This window comes from Stenotrophomonas sp. YJH_SMC_73 (assembly GCF_059370155.1).
Window position 1 is genome coordinate 602,331 of sequence record NZ_JCAFTJ010000001.1, and the last position, 17,048, is coordinate 619,378.

Consider the following 17,048-nt stretch of genomic DNA (forward strand, 5'->3'; position numbering starts at 1 on the left):
CAAGGAAAGGGCTCTGACCTGTTGCGCCGGGGGGCGGATCCGTTTCCGCCAGGAAACGGCTCTGACCCCATTGCGGCACGCCGCCATTGCGCAACACCGGCCCCACCGCATAGACTTTCACCCGCACTGCGGGCGTAGCTCAATGGTAGAGCTGTAGCTTCCCAAGCTACTGACGTGGGTTCGATTCCCATCGCCCGCTCCAATCACGCCACGCGCGTAGACAGAAGGCCGCTCATCAGCGGCCTTCTTCATTTCTGATTAGTTTCATATCCACGGCCATACGCGCCCGGTTAGCGTTGCCGCATTTCCTACACGGAAGCAGCGCATGGAAACGAAGGACGACGTCGTCGGCAGCCTTCATGAGATCTACAAGAACTCCGGTGCCGGCACCTCCCGCCAGCTGGCGGCAGTGCGCGCACTGGGTCGCGCCGGTGGGCCGAAGGCCGCGCAGCTTCTGTGGCAGATCTATGAGGGGACCTCGGCCGGATCGGTCACGCAGATGGCCTGCATCGCAGCGCTGGGTGAATCCGCGCGCGGGTTCTGAAGCGGACCCAGCCCGCATGGTGATGCGGGCCTGTGGTGTATCCGGCGACGGTTACTCTTTCGCCGGAATCGTCGCCGCAGGAGCCGGCCACTACCGGCGCAGGCGGCACGGGCCAGGCATCATCCACCCGCCACACGCCCGCGCTATGCTTCGCGCCTGCCGACCGATCCCACCGCGATGAAGCTCGCCATCCTGTCCCGCAACAGCTCCCTGTATTCCACCCGTCGGCTGGTCGAGGCGGCGCGCGCGCGCGGCCACACCGTGCGCATCCTGGACCCGTTGCGCTGCTACATGCGCATCGCCGCCGATGGCTTTTCCATGCACTACAAGGGCCGGCCAATGACCGGCGTGGACATGGTCATTCCGCGCATCGGTGCCTCGATCACCCGCTACGGCACCGCGGTGCTGCGCCAGTTCGAGCTGATGGGCGCGCGCACGCCCAATCCGTCCGACGCCATCCTGCGTTCGCGCGACAAGCTGCGCGCGCACCAGCTGCTGGCGGCCAAGGGCATCGACATGCCGGTCACCGTGTTCGGCGACAACCCCGACGACACCGTCGACCTGCTGTCCATGCTGGGCCCGCCGCCGCACGTGGTGAAGCTCAATGAAGGCACCCAGGGGCGCGGCGTGATCCTGACCGAGAAGGCCAGTGCCTCGCGCGGCATCGTCGAAGCGCTGCGCGGCCTGTACGCCAACTTCCTGATGCAGGAATTCATCGGCGAGGCCAAGGGGGCCGACCTGCGCTGCTTCGTGGTGGGCGACCAGGTGGTGGCGTCGATGCAGCGGCAGGCACCGGAGGGCGACTTCCGCTCCAACCTGCACGCCGGGGGTACCGCCGTGGCGGCCAAGGCCAGCCGTGCCGAGCAGCAGGTGGCGGTGCGTTCGGCCAAGGCGCTGGGCCTGTCGGTCTGCGGCGTGGACCTGATCCGTTCCGCGCGCGGCCCGCTGGTGCTGGAGGTCAACTCCACGCCCGGGCTGGAAGGCATCGAAGCGGCCTGCGGGGTCGACGTGGCGACACGCATCATCGAGCACGTAGAGAAGATCAAAAAACCCTGATTATCCATGGGGTTATGATTCTCACCGGCAAATGATCCGGGCCTTTAACGAGGCTTTAATCGGATCGGGCGTAGGCTTCAGCGAACCGCAGCTCTGCCTCTCAGCAGGATCGGTATCGGGATACGACTTCAGGCCCAGGCGGGTGCACCGTCTGGGCCTTTTTTATGCCTGTCGGCCCCATGCCCAAGGTCTCTTGTGGAGGCCGCGTGACGGTCGTAGAGTTGGCCCTTCGTTCCGGGATGGATCGGGAGGTTGGCGATGTACCGCATCATGATGATCGCGTTGCTGCTGGGCCTGTCTGGCGCTGTTGCCGCCAAGCCGGAGAAAGTGGCTGTACAGATGGACCGGCAGGGCTCGGTCGCCGAGCAGATGCGTCAGGTGGAAACCGCCCTGGCCGCCCCCGACTATGCCGAACTGTCCGCCGAGGATCGCGGCCAGGTGCAGCAGTCGCTGTCGCGTATCCGCCAGCACATGGGCGAACGCCAGACCGTGCAGGAGCTGCCGCCGCAGCTGCAGGCCGAGGTCTTCAACGAGCAGGAACGCATCAACACCCTGTTGGCGCGTGGCCATGAAGACAGCCGGCAGATCTGCAGGTACGAACGCACCACCGGCAGCAACATGCCCAAGAGCCGCTGCCTGACCGTGGCCGAACGGCGCCGGATCGAAGAGAAAGGCAAGGCGCTGATCAACGACCAGCGCAGCTACAACACGCTCAGCCCACCGCCCGCCGGGCGTTGACCGCACCGCCCTTCGGCCCATCGAGCGTGCTGTGACGGCGCATCGGTGGCACCGCAGGATCGATGTTCCACTCATGGAAGAACCTGGAGGTAACGATGCAGCGCATGACCCCCTTCGCCCTGATGTTGGGCCTGGCCCTGGCCACCACCGCCCACGCCAAGCCCGAGAAAGGGCAGGTGAAGTTCGACGCCAACGCACCGGTGGCCGAACAGATCCGCAACGTTGAGACGGCGATCAACAGCGAGGACTACAGCGAGATCGGGCTGGAAGACAAAAGCCGCGTGCAGCAGGCGCTGGGCCGCATCAAGATCAAGATGGGCGACCACGAACGCGTGGAGCAGGTCAGTCCGCAGGACCGCACCGAGATCTTCAACGACCAGGAAGTGATCAACACGATCATGACCCGCGCCCACGCCGACAGCCGCATGGTCTGCCGTCGTGAACGCACCACCGGCAGCAACATGCCGCAGAGTGTCTGCCTGACCGTGGCCCAGCGCCGCAAGGCGCAGGAAGACAGCCGCAAGGCGCTCAACGACAACCAGCGCTTCAACAACTACAAGCCCTGATCGCTGCCGGACCGATCGCATGCCGCCATCGGTCACCCTGCCGTGCGTCCCTTGTGGGCGCATCGGCGGAATCGTACAGTCGAGACCCTATTCATGGACGAACATGGAGCTCGTCATGTACCGCAATACGACACTTGCCCTGATGCTGTCGCTCGGCCTGGTAGCCACCGTGCAGGCCAAGGCGCAGAAGGACACCGTGCAGATGGATGCCTTCACCCCGGTGTCCGAGCAGATCCGCCGCGTTGAAACGGCCATGGGCAGCGAGGACTACAGCGAGATCGGGCTGGAGGACAAGAGTCGCGTGCAGCAGGCACTGAACCGGATCCGGATCAAGATGAATGGCCGGGAGAAGGTGGATGAGTTGGCCCCGCAGGAGCGCAACGACCTGTTCAACGAGCAGGAGATCGTCAACACCATCATGACCCGCGCCCAGGCCGACAGCCGCATGATCTGCCGCCGCGAGCGCCTTACCGGCAGCAACATGCCGACCAGCGTCTGCCTGACCGTGGCCCAGCGTCGCAAGGCCCAGGAAGACAGCCGCCGGGCGCTGACCGACCAGCAGCGCATCAGCCGCTGACCGCTCGCCGAGGGGGCTTTTGCCGGTGTCGGCCCTTCGGTACGAAATGTTAAGAATGGAACCTGTATCGTTCAGCAGGTAGACGTCGCGTCCACCCACGCAGGGGCATCCTGAGCGGGTGGGCCTGGCCCCCCGACGACCCTTCAAGAACCAGAGGTCCCAGTGCGCATTCTCGTAATCGAAGACAACAGCGACATCGCCGCCAACCTTGGCGACTACCTTGAGGATCGTGGCCACACCGTGGACTTCGCCGCCGACGGCGTGACCGGCCTGCACCTGGCCGTGGTCCACGAGTTCGACGCCATCGTTCTGGACCTGAACCTGCCGGGCATGGATGGCATCGAAGTGTGCCGCAAGCTGCGCAACGAAGCGCGCAAGCAGACCCCGGTGCTGATGCTGACCGCCCGCGACTCGCTGGACAACAAGCTGGCCGGTTTCGATTCCGGCGCCGATGACTACCTGATCAAGCCGTTCGCGCTGCAGGAAGTGGAAGTGCGCTTGAACGCGCTGTCGCGCCGCGGCAAGGGCGTGCAGACCCGCGTGCTGGAAACCGGCGACCTGGAATACAACCTTGACACGCTGGAAGTGCGCCGCCAGGGCAAGCTGCTGCAACTCAACCCGACCGCGCTGAAGATCCTGCAGGCCCTGATGGAGGCCGCGCCGGCCGTGGTCACCCGCCAGGAGCTGGAAACCCGCGTGTGGGGCGAGGAGCTGCCCGACTCGGATTCGCTGCGTGTCCACATCCACGGCCTGCGTGCGGTGGTCGACAAGCCGTTTGAAGTGCCGCTGATCCAGACCCGCCATGGCATCGGATACCGCATCGCCACCCCGGAAGCCTGATTCCGTGGCAACCAAGGGGGAGCGCCGGCGTTCGCCGTATCGGCGGCGCCTGCGCAGCCGCATCATCGTCTCGTTCGTGTTGTTGGGCTTCTGCCTGACGACACTGTTCGCGTTTGCCACCAACTGGGCCCGCATGCGCGTGGAAAACCAGCTGGTGGAAGACGTGATGAACCGCAACATCAACGAGTACGTGCGGCGGTTCTACGAGAGCCCGGATCGCAACCCCGACCTGCCCGTGCAGCAGATGCGTGCGCGCCTGATCAAGCCTGACAAGTTTGACGCGCTGCGCGAGGAAGAGCCGGACTGGTATGAGTTCAAGGATGGCCTGTACAACATGGGCGGCGTGGACGAGCGCGGCCAGCGCTATTCCTACAAGCTGGCCGTGCGCAAGACGCCCGACGCCTGGGCATTCCTGGCCTACGACATGACCGACAGCGTGCGCGGTGGGCAGCAGCTCAACCGCGCGCTGGTGCTGTCGGTGCTGGTGTTCAGCCTGTTGTCGCTGGTGCTGGGCTGGTGGTCGGCATCGAAGGTGATGAAGCCGGTCTCGGACCTGGCCGCGCGGCTGCGTGCCTATCGCGGCGGCACCAGTGATCCCGAGCCGCTGGCGCCGCGGTTCCCCGACGACGAAGTGGGGCAGCTGGCGCAGGCGCTGGATGATTATTCGTCGCGACTGACCGAAGTGGTGCAGCGCGACCGCGAGTTCAATGCCGACGTCAGCCACGAACTGCGCACGCCGCTGGCGGTGATCCGTGGCGCCACCGAACTGCTGCTGACCCGGCCCGGCCTGGATGAGAAGGTGCTGCAGCGGCTACAGCGCATCCAACGCGCCGAACAGCAGTGCAGCGACCTGATCGGCGCGCTGCTGCTGCTGTCGCGCAACGAGCGCGGGCAGGGCACCAGCAACGTCGCGCGCGTGGCCGAACAGCTGCTGGACGCCCACCGCGCCCAGCTGGGTGGCAAGCCGCTGGAGCTGGCGCTGGAAGGCGAGCGCAACCTGGTGATCGATGCGCCGGAGGCGGCCTTGTCGGTGGCGCTGGGCAACCTGATCGGCAACGCGGTGAAGTACTCGCAGGATGGCGAAGTGCGCGTCTTTGTCGGCAGCAATTCAGTGTCGGTGACTGACAGCGGCCCGGGCCTGAGCGAAGAAGACGCCGCCAAGCTGTTCCAGCGCGGCTATCGCGGCACCCATGCCGGCCATTCGCAGGGTGGTGGCATCGGCCTGTCGATCGTCAGCCGCCTGTGCGATCTGTACGGCTGGCAGGTCAGCGTGCGCCCCGGTGGCGAGCGCGGCGTGATCGCCACGCTGACGTTCTCGCCGAAGCCGTTGTAAGGGCCCCTGCTTGGGTGGGTGCTCCACTTGTAGAGCCGAGCCTGCGCTCGGCTGCCGTGGCTTCCCGAAGCCGAGCATGGGCTCGGCTCCACAGCGGGTTCGTGTCGCGCCCTCTGTCGCTTGTGCCACCGAATTCCCCTCGCAGGAAGGATGGGCCAGAAGCCCAACACGACATCACCGTGACCGTTGCCACGTAGCGCGCGTGTCCGCATGCACGCATTCGTACACCCAACAGCGGCTTGAGAATTTCCTTACAGATCACAGCGCTGCGTGATGGCCAGATGGGGCGGCCGGGGCAGGTGCCCTGGCCGGGATTGGCGTCCTGAAAAAAACCAACATTCAGCTCTCTTCGACGGCCCCTCGGCCAGTCGTTGAAAATGCACCGCGTGCCTTGCTTCGGCGGGCGGTGCGTGGGGATTCATCAGAATCCGCTGGAGTATTTTTGCTGAATGTCGGATCTCCGGTACGCCAACCCGCACCGTCCGCCACCTCGCATCCGCAGGTGGCTCGTCGTCTGCGAGGAGATTCACCATGTCCGCACGCCCCGTGTTCCCCCAACTGTACGCACTGATCGGCGAAGCCGCTGACCTGCTGCCGGCCGACGTCGCCGCGCGCATCGAAACCCTGCTCGATGATCCGAAGGATCTGCTGCCTGCGCTGCTTGCCCGCATGGACGGCCGCGATGCCGCCGACGGCCGGCGACTGGAAGCGCAGGGCCTCAGCCCTGCCCAGGCGGTCACCATGGCCGGTCTCAGCCGCACCCTGGCCGGCTTGAATGCACTCATGCAGGTGCTGCACGCCGCCGAAGCCGCCCGCGAACAGGGCGGTGCCCACCAGCAGCTGAGCCCGGATGTCGTCGACGGCCTGCTGCTCGGCGCACGAGAACTGGCCCGTTATGCCCGCCTGCAGCTGGAGTAGGTCCACGCCACGCGTGAATGCAGAACGCTTTGTAGAGCCGAGCCCATGCTCGGCTTGATGATCGCAGCCGAGCGTGGGCTCGGCTCTACAGCAGTTCCGCGCTGGTGCAGGGTAAATCGCCGCAATGCGTGGATGCGTGTGGTAGTGCCGGCCGCTGGCCGGCAACCAAGCCTCAACCCCCAGCCAACCCCAGATACCGCTCATGCAGCGCTTCCACCTGCGCCTGCAGCTCTTCCGGGTGACCATCGTTGACCACCACATCATCGGCAAGTGCCAACCGCTGCGTGCGGCTGGCCTGGGCGGCGATCATCTTGTCGGCCAGCGCGGCGTCGATGCCGTCGCGCTGCATCAGCCGGGCGTGCTGCACGGCTTCGGGCGCATCCACCAGCAATACCCGGTCCAACCACGGGTAGGCCTGCCGCCCACCGACCTCGGTCAGCAACGGAATGGCGGCAATCGCATAGGGGCTGGCGGCCTGCTCGCACTGCTGTTGCATCAGCAGACGGATGGCCGGGTGGGTGATCGCTTCCAGCGCCGCCCGTTCGGCCGGGTCGGCGAACACGTGGGCCCGCAGGCGTGCCCGGTCCAGGCTACCGTCCGCCTGCAGCATGCCGGCGCCGAAGCGCTCGGCGATACGGTCCAGGGCCGGGCTGCCGGCGGCAACCACCGCGCGGGCGGCCAGATCGGCGTCGGCCACCACGATGCCCAGCGCGTCGAAGCGCCGGGTCACCTCGCTCTTGCCGGCGGCAATGCCGCCGGTCAGGCCAACCACATAGCGGCTCATGGGGATTCCCCTCAGCGCAGTCCGCTCAACACCAGGTACTGCTCCACCACGGGCGCGCCCCACATGAAGTACAGCCAGCCCGCGATCGCCAGGTAGGGGCCGAACGGGATCGGCGTGGCGCGGTCACGGCCCCGGGTGTACAGCCAGATCGAGCCGATGATGGCGCCCAGCACCGACGACAGCAGGATGATCGGCAGGATGCCCTTCAGCCCGCACCAGGCGCCGAGGGCGGCCAGCAGCTTGAAATCGCCGTGGCCCATGCCTTCCTTGCCGGTCAGCTGCTTGAACAGCCACCAGACCATCCACAGCGACAGATAGCCCACCGCCGCGCCGACCAAGGCAGGCTTGGCCGGCATGTACAGGTTGTCGATGTTGCCTATCAGGCCCAGCCACATCAGGGACAGGGTCAACTGGTCGGGCAGCAGCTGGGTGCGCAGGTCGATGCCAGACAAGGCGATCAGGAAGCAGGTCAGCACGATGGCGCCGAAGCCCTGCCAGCCGAAGCCGAACTGCCAGACGCAGGCCAGCACCAGCACCGAGGTCAGGGCCTCGACCAGCGGGTACTGCAACGAGATCGGCGCCTTGCAGTGGCGGCACTTGCCGCCCTGGATGATCCAGCTGAACAGCGGGATGTTCTCGTACCAGCTCAGCTTGTGCTTGCAGTGCGGGCAGTGCGAGGGCTCGACCACGATCCCCGGTGGCGGGGGTTCGTAGAAGTCCGGTTCCTCCAGGACCTCGCGCGCATCGCGCTTCCACTGCCACTCCAGCCGCTTGGGCAGGCGCAGGATGACGACGTTGAGGAAACTGCCCAGCAGCAGCCCCAGGGCGGCCGCGGCGGGGTAGCCGAGGCCGGGATGCTGGTCGAGAAATGCCATGTAGTGATTATCCGACGACGGAAGCGAGCTTGAAGATCGGCAGGTACATGCCGATGACCATGCCGCCGACGATGGTACCAATGATCACCATGATCACAGGTTCCAGCAGGCTGCTCAGGGCGTCAACGGCATTGTTGACCTCCTGCTCATAGTACTCGGCCACCTTGAACAGCATGGCGTCCAGGGCGCCCGCCTCTTCACCGATGCCGGTCATCTGGATGACCATGTGCGGGAACAGGGCGGTCTGCTTCATGGCCATGTTGACCGGGTAACCGACCGACACGTCGTCGCGCATGCGCAATACGGCATGCTCGTAAACCGTATTGCCGGTAGCGCCGGCCACGATACTCAGTGCCTCCACCAGTGGTACGCCCGCCTTGAAGGTCACGGCGGTGGTACGGGCAAAGCGGGCGATCGAGCTGTTGTGCATGATCTGCCCAATGACCGGCAGCTTCAGTATCAGCCGATCTATGCTGTGCTGCAGTTTCGGTGAACGCTTATAAGCGGCGATGAAGCCTACTACCGAGCCAATGATGACCAGCAGGATCAGCCACCACCATGAGACCATGAATCTAGACATGTTGACGATCAACTGCGTGAACGCCGGCAAGTCTGCACCGAAGCCTTTGAATACGTCTTCGAACTGCGGTACGACCCAGACCAGCAGGATGCCGCTGACCAGCAGGGCAACCGCAAGTACCATCGCCGGGTAGAACATCGCCTTCTTGATCTTGCCCTTCAGCGCCTCAATGTTCTCTTTATAGTTGGCAACAGTGTCCAGCACCGTCTCCAGGACACCGGCGCCTTCACCGGCCCGTACCAGGTTGCGGTAGAGCTCGTCGAACTGTACCGGGTACTTGCTGACAGCCTCATAGAGCGACGAGCCGCCCTCGATGTCGGTGCGCAGGCCATCCACCATCTTCTTCATGCGCGGGTTCTTGTGCCCGTTCGCGATGATGTCCAGCGACCCCACAATGGGTACGCCTGACTTCATCATGGTGGCCATCTGCCGGCTGAAGAAAGCGATTTCCTTGGGTGTGATCTTGCTCCCGGCCGCGCCAAACAGCGGCTTGGGCTTGGGTTTGACCACGCCGGGATTTATGCCCTGGCGGCGTAGTTCAGCCCGCAGCAGGTTCGCGTTCTTCGCGGCCTGCTCCCCTTTCATCTTCACGCCCCGCTTGTCGGTCCCCTCCCAGACAAACGGCTGCAGTTCCGTGGTGCTGCGCGCCACGGGCTCCTTCTTGATCGCACTGCGACTGACAGACATATCGGCTCCCCAAGACCCGCCATCCCCAGGCGGGCGTCTAGCCGTCGATGGTAGCGGGTTCATGCCCGTCTGGGCAGTTGCCAAGGGGCCCATGATGCGAATTCGTGCCGGTTGCCGGCCAAAGGTGACGCACTGCGTCACATTGCCGCGTCCATCGCAGATTCGCATCCGGGGGGTTCCCATCCGTGAAATAGCTGCCATCATGGGCGCGGGGAAATCCAGGGGGAGGCGTGCCGGGGTTGGCACGCAACCTGCGTTGATCCACCCGCAGGGGGCAGGACCCGCTCAGCTGGCCGCTGGTCAGACCGATCCTGACTTCTGAAATCAACCACCACTTATCTTGGGGATGTACCAAATGAAGAACCAGAAGGGCTTCACCCTTATCGAACTGATGATCGTCGTTGCGATCATCGCCATCCTGGCCGCCATCGCCCTGCCGATGTACCAGGACTACGTGGCCAAGTCGCAGACTGCGGCGGGCCTGGCCGAAGTCACCAGCGGCAAGACCGCTGCTGAGGTCGCACTCAACGAAGGCAAGGATTTCGCTGATCCGGCTGACATCGGTCTGAAGGTTTCGACCCGTTGCCCGACCGTCACCGTGAAGGGCACCGCGTCTTCCGGTGCAGCGTCGATCGCCTGCACCCTGGCTGGTAACTCTCAGGTGAAGGACAAGACCATCACCCTGACCCGCGCCACTGCTGACGGTACTTGGACCTGTGCCACGACCGTACTGAAGAAGTACGCCCCGACGGGCTGCACCGGCGCCTAAAGCGCTCCGGAAGAAGCCCCGCGAAAGCGGGGCTTCTTTCGTTTGGAAGGGCGATAACTCACTCATGAGCTGGGGGAGCCATGAAGCGAACTAGGGGTTTCACACTGATCGAGCTGATGATAGTAGTTGCCATCATTGCCATCCTGGCAGCTATTGCATTGCCGATGTATCAGGATTACGTGGCCAAGGCTGATTTGGCTGCAGCTTTGTCGGATATCCGGCCGGGTAAGACCACGATGGAGTCCGTTGCCCAGGACAACCAGAACGCATCTCTGGTTAACGCGGAATACATTGGGCTCAAGCCGAGTACGAGGTGTTCTGCGGTTTCAGCGGAACTGGCGGCGACGGGCGTGGGCAGTATCACGTGCACTCTCGTTGGAGGGGCGCCAGTATCGGGCAAGAACTTGGTCCTCCGTCGCGCAGCCGACGGCACTTGGACCTGCGACGGCAGCGCCTTCGAAGCGCGCTATCGCCCAACCGGCTGTTGATCACACTTCGGCCTGCCAATGGGATGTTGGCGGGCCGTTGACGGGGCTATCATCCCCGGGGGAGTCAGGATCGTGCCTGCCGGGCTGGGAGTGCCGGGCGAGGCAGTCATGCTGAAGGATTGGCGTCGTCGTCGGCCATCGGGTCGCGGCAGGTTCTGCTGCCCTGTGCGGTGCCTCTGGAAGGCGCGCCGCACTGCCTGACCCATGATGAGCCAAGGATCCATATGAACGCCGTAACCACCGCCAATCTCGTCGGCATCACCGGCCTGGCCCGTCGCCTGGTCCAGGATGGTGCGCTGGACGAGGCTTCCGCCCGCGACGCCATGGCCAAGGCCGCTGCGGCCCGGCAGCCGCTGCCGACCTGGTTCGCGCAGAACAAGGTGGTCGGGGCGGCCCAGTTGGCGGCGGCCAACGCGGTCGAGTTCGGCATGCCGCTGTTCGACGTGTCCACGTTCGACGCCAGCCAGAACGCGATGAGCCTGGTCAGCGAGGAGCTGCTGCGCAAGCACAACGTGCTGCCGCTGTTCAAGCGCGGCGGCAAGCTGTTCGTGGGTACCAGCAATCCGACCCATTCGCTGGACGAGATCAAGTTCCACACCAATCTGGTGGTGGAGCCGATCCTGGTGGATGAAGACCAGATCCGCCGCACGCTCGAGCAGTGGCATGCCAGCCATGACACGCTGGGCGACGCGCTGGGCGGTGACGACGATGGCATGGGCAACCTGGATGTTGCGGCCGGAGACGAGGATCTCGGCGCCGGTGGCGACTCCGGCATCGATGCCAAGGGTGATGACACCCCGGTGGTGAAGTTCGTCAACAAGGTACTGGTGGACGCGATCCGCAAGGGCGCCTCGGACATCCACTTCGAGCCCTATGAAGACGACTATCGCGTGCGCCTGCGCATCGATGGCCTGCTGAAGATGGTCGCGCGCGCGCCGGTGAAGCTGAACCAGCGCATCGCCGCGCGCCTGAAGGTGATGGCGCAGCTGGACATCGCCGAGAAGCGCGTGCCGCAGGACGGACGCATCAAGCTCAACCTGTCCAAGACCAAGCAGATCGACTTCCGCGTTAGCACGCTGCCGACCCTGTTCGGCGAGAAGGTGGTGCTGCGTATCCTGGACGGCAGCGCGGCCAAGCTGGGCATCGACAAGCTGGGTTACGAGCCGGACCAGCAGAAGCTGTTCCTGGACGCCATCCACAAGCCCTACGGCATGGTGCTGGTGACCGGCCCGACCGGTTCGGGCAAGACGGTGTCGCTGTATACCGCGCTGGGCATCCTCAACGACGAGACGCGCAACATCTCCACCGCCGAAGACCCGGTGGAAATCCGCCTGCCCGGCGTCAACCAGGTGCAGCAGAACAACAAGCGCGGCATGACCTTCGCCGCGGCATTGCGCTCGTTCCTGCGACAGGATCCGGACATCATCATGGTCGGCGAAATCCGCGACCTGGAGACGGCCGAGATCGCGATCAAGGCGGCGCAGACCGGCCACATGGTGCTATCCACGCTGCACACCAACGATGCACCGCAGACCATCGCGCGCCTGATGAACATGGGCATCGCGCCGTACAACATCACCAGCTCGGTGACGCTGGTGATCGCCCAGCGCCTGGCGCGCCGGTTGTGCAACAACTGCAAGCGCCCGGCCAACCTGCCCGAACATGCGTTGCTGGCCGAGGGCTTTACCCAGGCGCAGCTGGATGCGGGTATCGAGCTGTACGAGGCGGTCGGCTGTGACGAGTGCACCGAGGGGTACAAGGGCCGCACCGGTATCTACCAGGTGATGCCGATGACCGACGAGATCGCCACGATCGTGCTGGCCGGTGGCAATGCGTTGCAGATTGCCGAGGCCGCACAGCAGATCGGGGTGAACGATCTGCGCCAGTCGGCGTTGAAGAAGGCGGCTGCTGGCGTCACGAGCTTGGCCGAGATCAACCGCGTTACGAAAGATTGAGGCGGAGAGTGATCATTGTAGAGCTCCGCTGGGTGGGGCTCTTTCCATAGTCACGCGGCGATCGGACTGACAATGTTCATCCATTCAAGGATGGGCTTGGCCACTGCATGATCGTCCGTACGGCAGTCGAAAATTTCGATATTGCCGAGTTGTATCCGACATACCGTAAACGCTTCTTCTTCGTTCAGGCTGTTGTCGGTCAGAATGCAGGCATCAGCCACGCCCGCTGCAGCCGCAATGGCCCTTTGCGTTCGAGGAAAGCGCGAGGTCAGCTTTCCCGGCTGGACGTTGTGTCCGCCGCTGGCAACACGTGTTAGAACCCGTGCGATGGAAAGTTGATCATTGGCCAACCCAACAAAAACCAGAATGACGAAGTAGCCCGCCTCCTGCAGTTGTTGGATTTGATCAATCTTTGATTCAAACGTACCGTCGCCACGAGGCTGCCAGTGCGAGAACACCGTCTCAAACGCAAAGGGAACGTTTGCCGTCATCGCGTGGCCGACGAAAGCCTGGACTCCTTGCTGTGCGACCTTCATCCATGCGTCATTTTCGTCTCGTAGTTGCACCGCCCATTGTGGGAGCGCCTGCTTGTTCGCATCTGGCAGGATGGACAGCATCATGCGATCAGCATTGATCAGAGGAATCTGCAACGAATCGGCCAAGTGTTCATACCACAATGTCGATTTACCAGACCCATTGTGGCCGGCAAGAATGACCGCAAGCGGGCGATTAGTTTCTGCCCTTGCCTGTTCTATACGGCCGAATGCAGTCGCCAGGTCAGGCGGCGTTTTCCTTGAACTTGCCATTGATAAACCGTCCTTGGGCTATCTTTCCATCGAGGCGGCGGATGATCACGCCAGGATGCTGTGGGTCTGCACTGTAGTAAGGAACGCCTCGCGCTTCCTTGAGTGTGACGCCAGGGCGGCCTAGTGCCTGGCCAAGTGCTTGTAGCGCGCGCTGGCTTTCCGCACGGCCTTGCCGCCCAGCCTTGGCGTCTAGCGCTGGACTATTGATGAGTACTGAGCCGAACTGAATCTGGCGCCAGTTGTCCGTGGCCTTCTTGGTACCTGGCTTCTGACGGGCGACGGCAACGCGGTCGGCGACCACAAGCGTTTGCCTGTATGGCTGCGGGGGCGATTTCCGGGACATGGAGCGGACGCTATCAGATCATTCGGGCGACAACAAGGTAGCCTGATCAATGGATGTTGCGTCCATTTACTTATTCAGTTTGTTGGACCATCTGATGCCCTTTCCTTCGGAAGGGATCCGACCCTGTCCTTACTCCATCCCCAGCTTCTTCAGCTTGTAGCGCAGCGCGCGGAAGGTGATGCCCAGCTGCGCGGCGGTGCGGGTCTTGTTCCAGCGGTTCTCTTCCAGCGCGCGCTGGATGGCGCTGCGCTCGAGCTGTTCGATGTACGAGGGCAGGGCGGCGCTGCCCGGCTGCAGGTCCACCACGGCCTCGGCGTGTGCTGCGCTGCCGGGCGTGCGCGGGGCATGCTGCGGCAGGCGCAGGTCGTCGGCGCCGATGCGGTCTTCTTCGGCCAGGGCCAGCGCGCGTTCCAGGATGTTCTCCAGTTCGCGCACGTTGCCGGGGAAGGCGTACTGGGCCAGTGCGTCCAGCGCCGACGGCGCCAGCAACGGCGTCGGGCGGCCATGGCTGCGGGCCAGCCGTGCCAGTACCGATGCGGCCAGTTCCGGCAGGTCCTGGCGACGCTCGCGCAGCGGCGGCACCCTCAGTTCGATCACGTTGATGCGGTAGTAGAGGTCGTGGCGGAAGCGCCCGTCCTCGACCAGCTCGGCCAGGTCCTTGTGGGTGGCCGAGAGGATGCGCACGTCCACCGGCTCCTCGGTAGCCGCGCCCACCGCGCGCACTGATTTTTCCTGGATCGCGCGCAGCAGCTTCACCTGCATCTGCAGCGGCAGCTCGGCCACTTCGTCGAGGAACAGGGTGCCGCCATGCGCGGCCTGGAACAGCCCGGGCTTGTCGGCGTGGGCGCCGCTGAAGCTGCCTTTGCGGTGGCCGAAGAATTCGCTTTCCATCAGCTCGCCGGGAATGGCGCCGCAGTTGACCGGCACGAACGGGCCGGCCGCGCGGGCGCCCTGGGCGTGGATGGTGCGTGCGACCAGCTCCTTGCCCACGCCGGATTCGCCGAGGATGTAGACCGGCGCCTGGCTGCGCGCGACCTTGCCGATGGTGGTACGCAGCACGTCCATGGCCGGCGAATCGCCGAGCAGGCGTGCGCCCTGTTCGGCGGCGGGGCCGGGTGCAGGGCGCTCGGTGTTGTTCAGTTCCAGCGCGTGCTTGACCAGGCCGCGCAGCACGGCGATATCCACCGGCTTGCTGACGAAGTCGAAGGCGCCGGCCTTCAGCGCTTCCACGGCCAGGTCCATGCTGCCGAAGGCGGTGATCATCGCCACTGGCGTGCGCGGGTAGTGCTGCGCGATCTCGCTGACCAGCTCGATGCCATTGCCGTCCGGCAGGCGCATGTCGGTGATGCACAGGTCGTACGGATTGCTGGCCAGCAGTTCGCGCGCTTCTGCAAGGTTGGCTGCCGTACTGATGCGCAGCCCCATGCGGCCGAGCGTCAGTACCAGCAGTTCGCGGATGTCGCGTTCGTCGTCGACGACGAGGGCGCTGCGGGTTTCGTTCATGGGCGTGAAAGATAAACGAGGGGGCTGGAAGCGACAAATGTTTGACGCACGGAATCGAGATCAGGTGGGCAACAGCGTATGCGGGCCGGGCAGCACCAGGCGGAAGCAGGAGCCTCCAGCGGGAACCGGGATGTAGTCCAGCCGCGCCTGGTTGGCCCGGCACAGCTCGCGGGCGATATACAGGCCCAGCCCGGTGCCATGCTCGGACGTGGTGAAGAACGGCCGGAACAACTGTGCGGCCACACTCTCGGGAATACCGGGGCCACGGTCCATCACGTCGATGACCGCACTGCGCTCGTGCTGCGCCACGCGCAGGCGCACCCGCGCCGGCTGCTGGCCGATGCGCCCATATTTGAGCGCGTTGTGCACCAGTACGGTCAGCACCTGGTAGAGGTGCTTGGTGTCGACCTGGGCCAGCACCGAGGTGTCGTTGATGATCGGCTCGATGCTGTCGGTCTCCAGCGTCTGGCCCTGCTTGTACTCCAGCACGAAGCGGCGCACGAAGGCGGCCAGGTCGACGTTCTCCGGCGTGGCGCGCTCGCGCCGGGCCAGGCCCAGCACGCTTTCGACGATGCCGTTGGTGCGCTGGCACTGCTGGCGGATGATCTGCAGCAGGCGGCGGTCGCTTTCGTTGAAGCCGGTGCCTTCTTCCAGCAGCTGCACCGCGTAGTTGATCGCGGCCAGTGGGTTGCGGATCTCGTGGGCGAGGCTGGCCGAGAAGCGGCCCATCGCCGACAGGGTGAGCGATTCGGCGCGGCGCGAGACCACGCTGGAGTCGTCCAGGAACACCAGGGCCAGGTCGCTGCCGGCCAGCAGGCGGGCAAAGCGCGGCTGCACTTCGGGCTGGTCGGGGTTGAGCTGCAGCGGTAGTTCGTCCTGCGCCCAGCCATTGCGCCAGCGCTGCAGGCGACGGGCGAGTTCCGGGGCGGCGCTGGCCAGGTCCAGGCGGCCGCTTTCGCCGCTGCCATCACTGTCACCGAGCAGCATCGAGGCGGCCTCGTTGGCCAGGGTGACGCGGTTGTCGGCGTCGACCACCAGCACGCCGGTACGCATGCGGCGGATGATCAGCTCGTTGATCTGGAACAGGTTGGCCACTTCGTCGCCGCGCTGGTTGGCCAGCTGCTGGTTGCGGCGCGCGCGGCTGCCGACCTGGTAACTGATGAAGGCCAGTGCCAGGTAGCTGGTGGCGAACATGGCCAGTTCGGCCAGGGTACGGGTGGGGTCGCCGCCTTCCAGCAGCTTCCAGGTGTACTCCACGCCGGTGGCGAGGCTGGCGGCCAGGGCCAGGCCCAGCCCCAGGCTGAGCGGCAGCAGGGTGGCGGCGGCGGCGATGTTGAACAGCAGCGACATCGAGATGCCGGCGCTGGCACCGGGCAGGGCATGCGACAACAGGGTGGCGGCGACGATGTCCACCAGCACGCCGCTGACCACGATCGGGCGCAGCCAGCGTTCGTTGCGGCCGATCACCAGGGCCAGCAGGGACAGCACCAGGTAGATGGCGGCGACGGTGTCGGCCAGCCGCGGGTGGTGCGCTTCGCCGACCATGGCCGACAGCGGGCTGTAGAGCAGGGCGGCGATGACCGAGGCGATCAGCACCCGGTACAGCGCGAAGAAATACAGCTCACGCCGCGGAATCGATTCGATGCGGTCGATCAATGAAGCACTGGGTGACACGCCGGAACTCCC

Annotated in this window: 18 protein-coding genes and 1 tRNA gene; 12 read left to right on the plus strand and 7 right to left on the minus strand. The window is 64.9% G+C overall.

Translation table 11 applies throughout. From position 1 onward, the window contains the following. Positions 1-128: 128 nt before the first annotated feature. From AC5P8R_RS02675 to AC5P8R_RS02715, 9 genes are all read left to right on the plus strand, one after another. A tRNA-Gly gene (locus tag AC5P8R_RS02675) sits at positions 129-202 on the plus strand. Positions 203-325: 123 nt separating this feature from the next. After that, positions 326-544, plus strand: coding sequence for a hypothetical protein (locus tag AC5P8R_RS02680; protein WP_046432239.1), 219 nt, complete (start codon positions 326-328; stop codon positions 542-544). 177 nt (positions 545-721) lie between these two features. After that, positions 722-1,600, plus strand: a complete 879-nt coding sequence (gene rimK / locus AC5P8R_RS02685; RefSeq protein WP_005418651.1) for a 30S ribosomal protein S6--L-glutamate ligase — start codon at positions 722-724, stop codon at positions 1,598-1,600. A 258-nt stretch (positions 1,601-1,858) separates the two neighbouring features. Continuing rightward, positions 1,859-2,338: a hypothetical protein gene (locus AC5P8R_RS02690; protein WP_032957208.1), complete on the plus strand. Its 480-nt coding sequence runs from the start codon at positions 1,859-1,861 to the stop codon at positions 2,336-2,338. A 95-nt stretch (positions 2,339-2,433) separates the two neighbouring features. Then, positions 2,434-2,904: a hypothetical protein gene (locus AC5P8R_RS02695; protein WP_014648207.1), complete on the plus strand. Its 471-nt coding sequence runs from the start codon at positions 2,434-2,436 to the stop codon at positions 2,902-2,904. A gap of 115 nt (positions 2,905-3,019) precedes the next feature. Further along, positions 3,020-3,481: a hypothetical protein gene (locus tag AC5P8R_RS02700; protein ID WP_014648206.1), complete on the plus strand. Its 462-nt coding sequence runs from the start codon at positions 3,020-3,022 to the stop codon at positions 3,479-3,481. Positions 3,482-3,643: 162 nt separating this feature from the next. Then, a complete protein-coding gene (locus tag AC5P8R_RS02705; RefSeq protein WP_005410804.1) occupies positions 3,644-4,321 on the plus strand; it encodes a response regulator transcription factor in 678 nt (225 codons plus the stop codon). Next, positions 4,284-5,654, plus strand: coding sequence for a sensor histidine kinase (locus AC5P8R_RS02710; protein ID WP_032957212.1), 1,371 nt, complete (start codon positions 4,284-4,286; stop codon positions 5,652-5,654). The genes AC5P8R_RS02705 and AC5P8R_RS02710 overlap by 38 nt, the downstream gene beginning before the upstream one ends. Positions 5,655-6,185: 531 nt before the next feature. Continuing rightward, the gene (locus AC5P8R_RS02715) at positions 6,186-6,572 is read left to right on the plus strand and encodes a hypothetical protein (RefSeq protein ID WP_495222968.1); all 387 of its coding nucleotides are present in this window, start codon (positions 6,186-6,188) and stop codon (positions 6,570-6,572) included. Positions 6,573-6,744: 172 nt separating this feature from the next. On the opposite strand, the gene coaE is transcribed toward AC5P8R_RS02715, so the two are convergent. From coaE to AC5P8R_RS02730, 3 genes are read right to left on the minus strand one after another with little or no spacing between them, the layout of a single operon-like run. Continuing rightward, positions 6,745-7,356, minus strand: a complete 612-nt coding sequence (gene coaE, locus AC5P8R_RS02720) for a dephospho-CoA kinase (RefSeq protein ID WP_075076076.1) — start codon at positions 7,354-7,356, stop codon at positions 6,745-6,747. An 11-nt stretch (positions 7,357-7,367) separates the two neighbouring features. Next, positions 7,368-8,231 (minus strand): prepilin peptidase, encoded by an 864-nt coding sequence (locus AC5P8R_RS02725; protein WP_075076077.1) that lies wholly within the window; start codon positions 8,229-8,231, stop codon positions 7,368-7,370. 7 nt (positions 8,232-8,238) lie between these two features. After that, a complete protein-coding gene (locus AC5P8R_RS02730) occupies positions 8,239-9,498 on the minus strand; it encodes a type II secretion system F family protein (protein WP_075076078.1) in 1,260 nt (419 codons plus the stop codon). Between the two features lie 355 nt (positions 9,499-9,853). Between AC5P8R_RS02730 and AC5P8R_RS02735 the strand changes: the two genes are divergently transcribed. The 3 genes from AC5P8R_RS02735 (at position 9,854) to pilB (ending at position 12,710) form a co-directional block, all read left to right on the plus strand. Beyond that, positions 9,854-10,267, plus strand: coding sequence for a pilin (locus AC5P8R_RS02735; RefSeq protein ID WP_075076079.1), 414 nt, complete (start codon positions 9,854-9,856; stop codon positions 10,265-10,267). Positions 10,268-10,347: 80 nt separating this feature from the next. Further along, the gene (locus AC5P8R_RS02740) at positions 10,348-10,755 is read left to right on the plus strand and encodes a pilin (RefSeq protein WP_075076080.1); all 408 of its coding nucleotides are present in this window, start codon (positions 10,348-10,350) and stop codon (positions 10,753-10,755) included. 224 nt (positions 10,756-10,979) lie between these two features. Then, positions 10,980-12,710, plus strand: coding sequence for a type IV-A pilus assembly ATPase PilB (gene pilB / locus AC5P8R_RS02745; RefSeq protein WP_014648200.1), 1,731 nt, complete (start codon positions 10,980-10,982; stop codon positions 12,708-12,710). Positions 12,711-12,760: 50 nt separating this feature from the next. Here the strand turns inward: pilB and AC5P8R_RS02750 are convergent, their stop codons facing one another. The 4 genes from AC5P8R_RS02750 to AC5P8R_RS02765 all read right to left on the minus strand — a co-directional run bounded on the left by AC5P8R_RS02750 (position 12,761) and on the right by AC5P8R_RS02765 (position 17,036). Next, positions 12,761-13,516: a zeta toxin family protein gene (locus AC5P8R_RS02750; RefSeq protein ID WP_046432224.1), complete on the minus strand. Its 756-nt coding sequence runs from the start codon at positions 13,514-13,516 to the stop codon at positions 12,761-12,763. Continuing rightward, positions 13,488-13,817 carry a hypothetical protein gene (locus AC5P8R_RS02755; protein ID WP_141098642.1) on the minus strand — a complete coding sequence of 110 codons (330 nt, stop codon included), beginning with the start codon at positions 13,815-13,817 and terminating at the stop codon, positions 13,488-13,490. The genes AC5P8R_RS02750 and AC5P8R_RS02755 overlap by 29 nt, the downstream gene beginning before the upstream one ends. A 171-nt stretch (positions 13,818-13,988) precedes the next feature. Next, on the minus strand, positions 13,989-15,362 hold the full coding sequence (locus tag AC5P8R_RS02760) for a sigma-54-dependent transcriptional regulator (RefSeq protein ID WP_014648199.1): 1,374 nt from the start codon (positions 15,360-15,362) through the stop codon (positions 13,989-13,991). 60 nt (positions 15,363-15,422) lie between these two features. Next, the gene (locus tag AC5P8R_RS02765; RefSeq protein WP_014648198.1) at positions 15,423-17,036 is read right to left on the minus strand and encodes a sensor histidine kinase; all 1,614 of its coding nucleotides are present in this window, start codon (positions 17,034-17,036) and stop codon (positions 15,423-15,425) included. Positions 17,037-17,048: the final 12 nt, after the last annotated feature.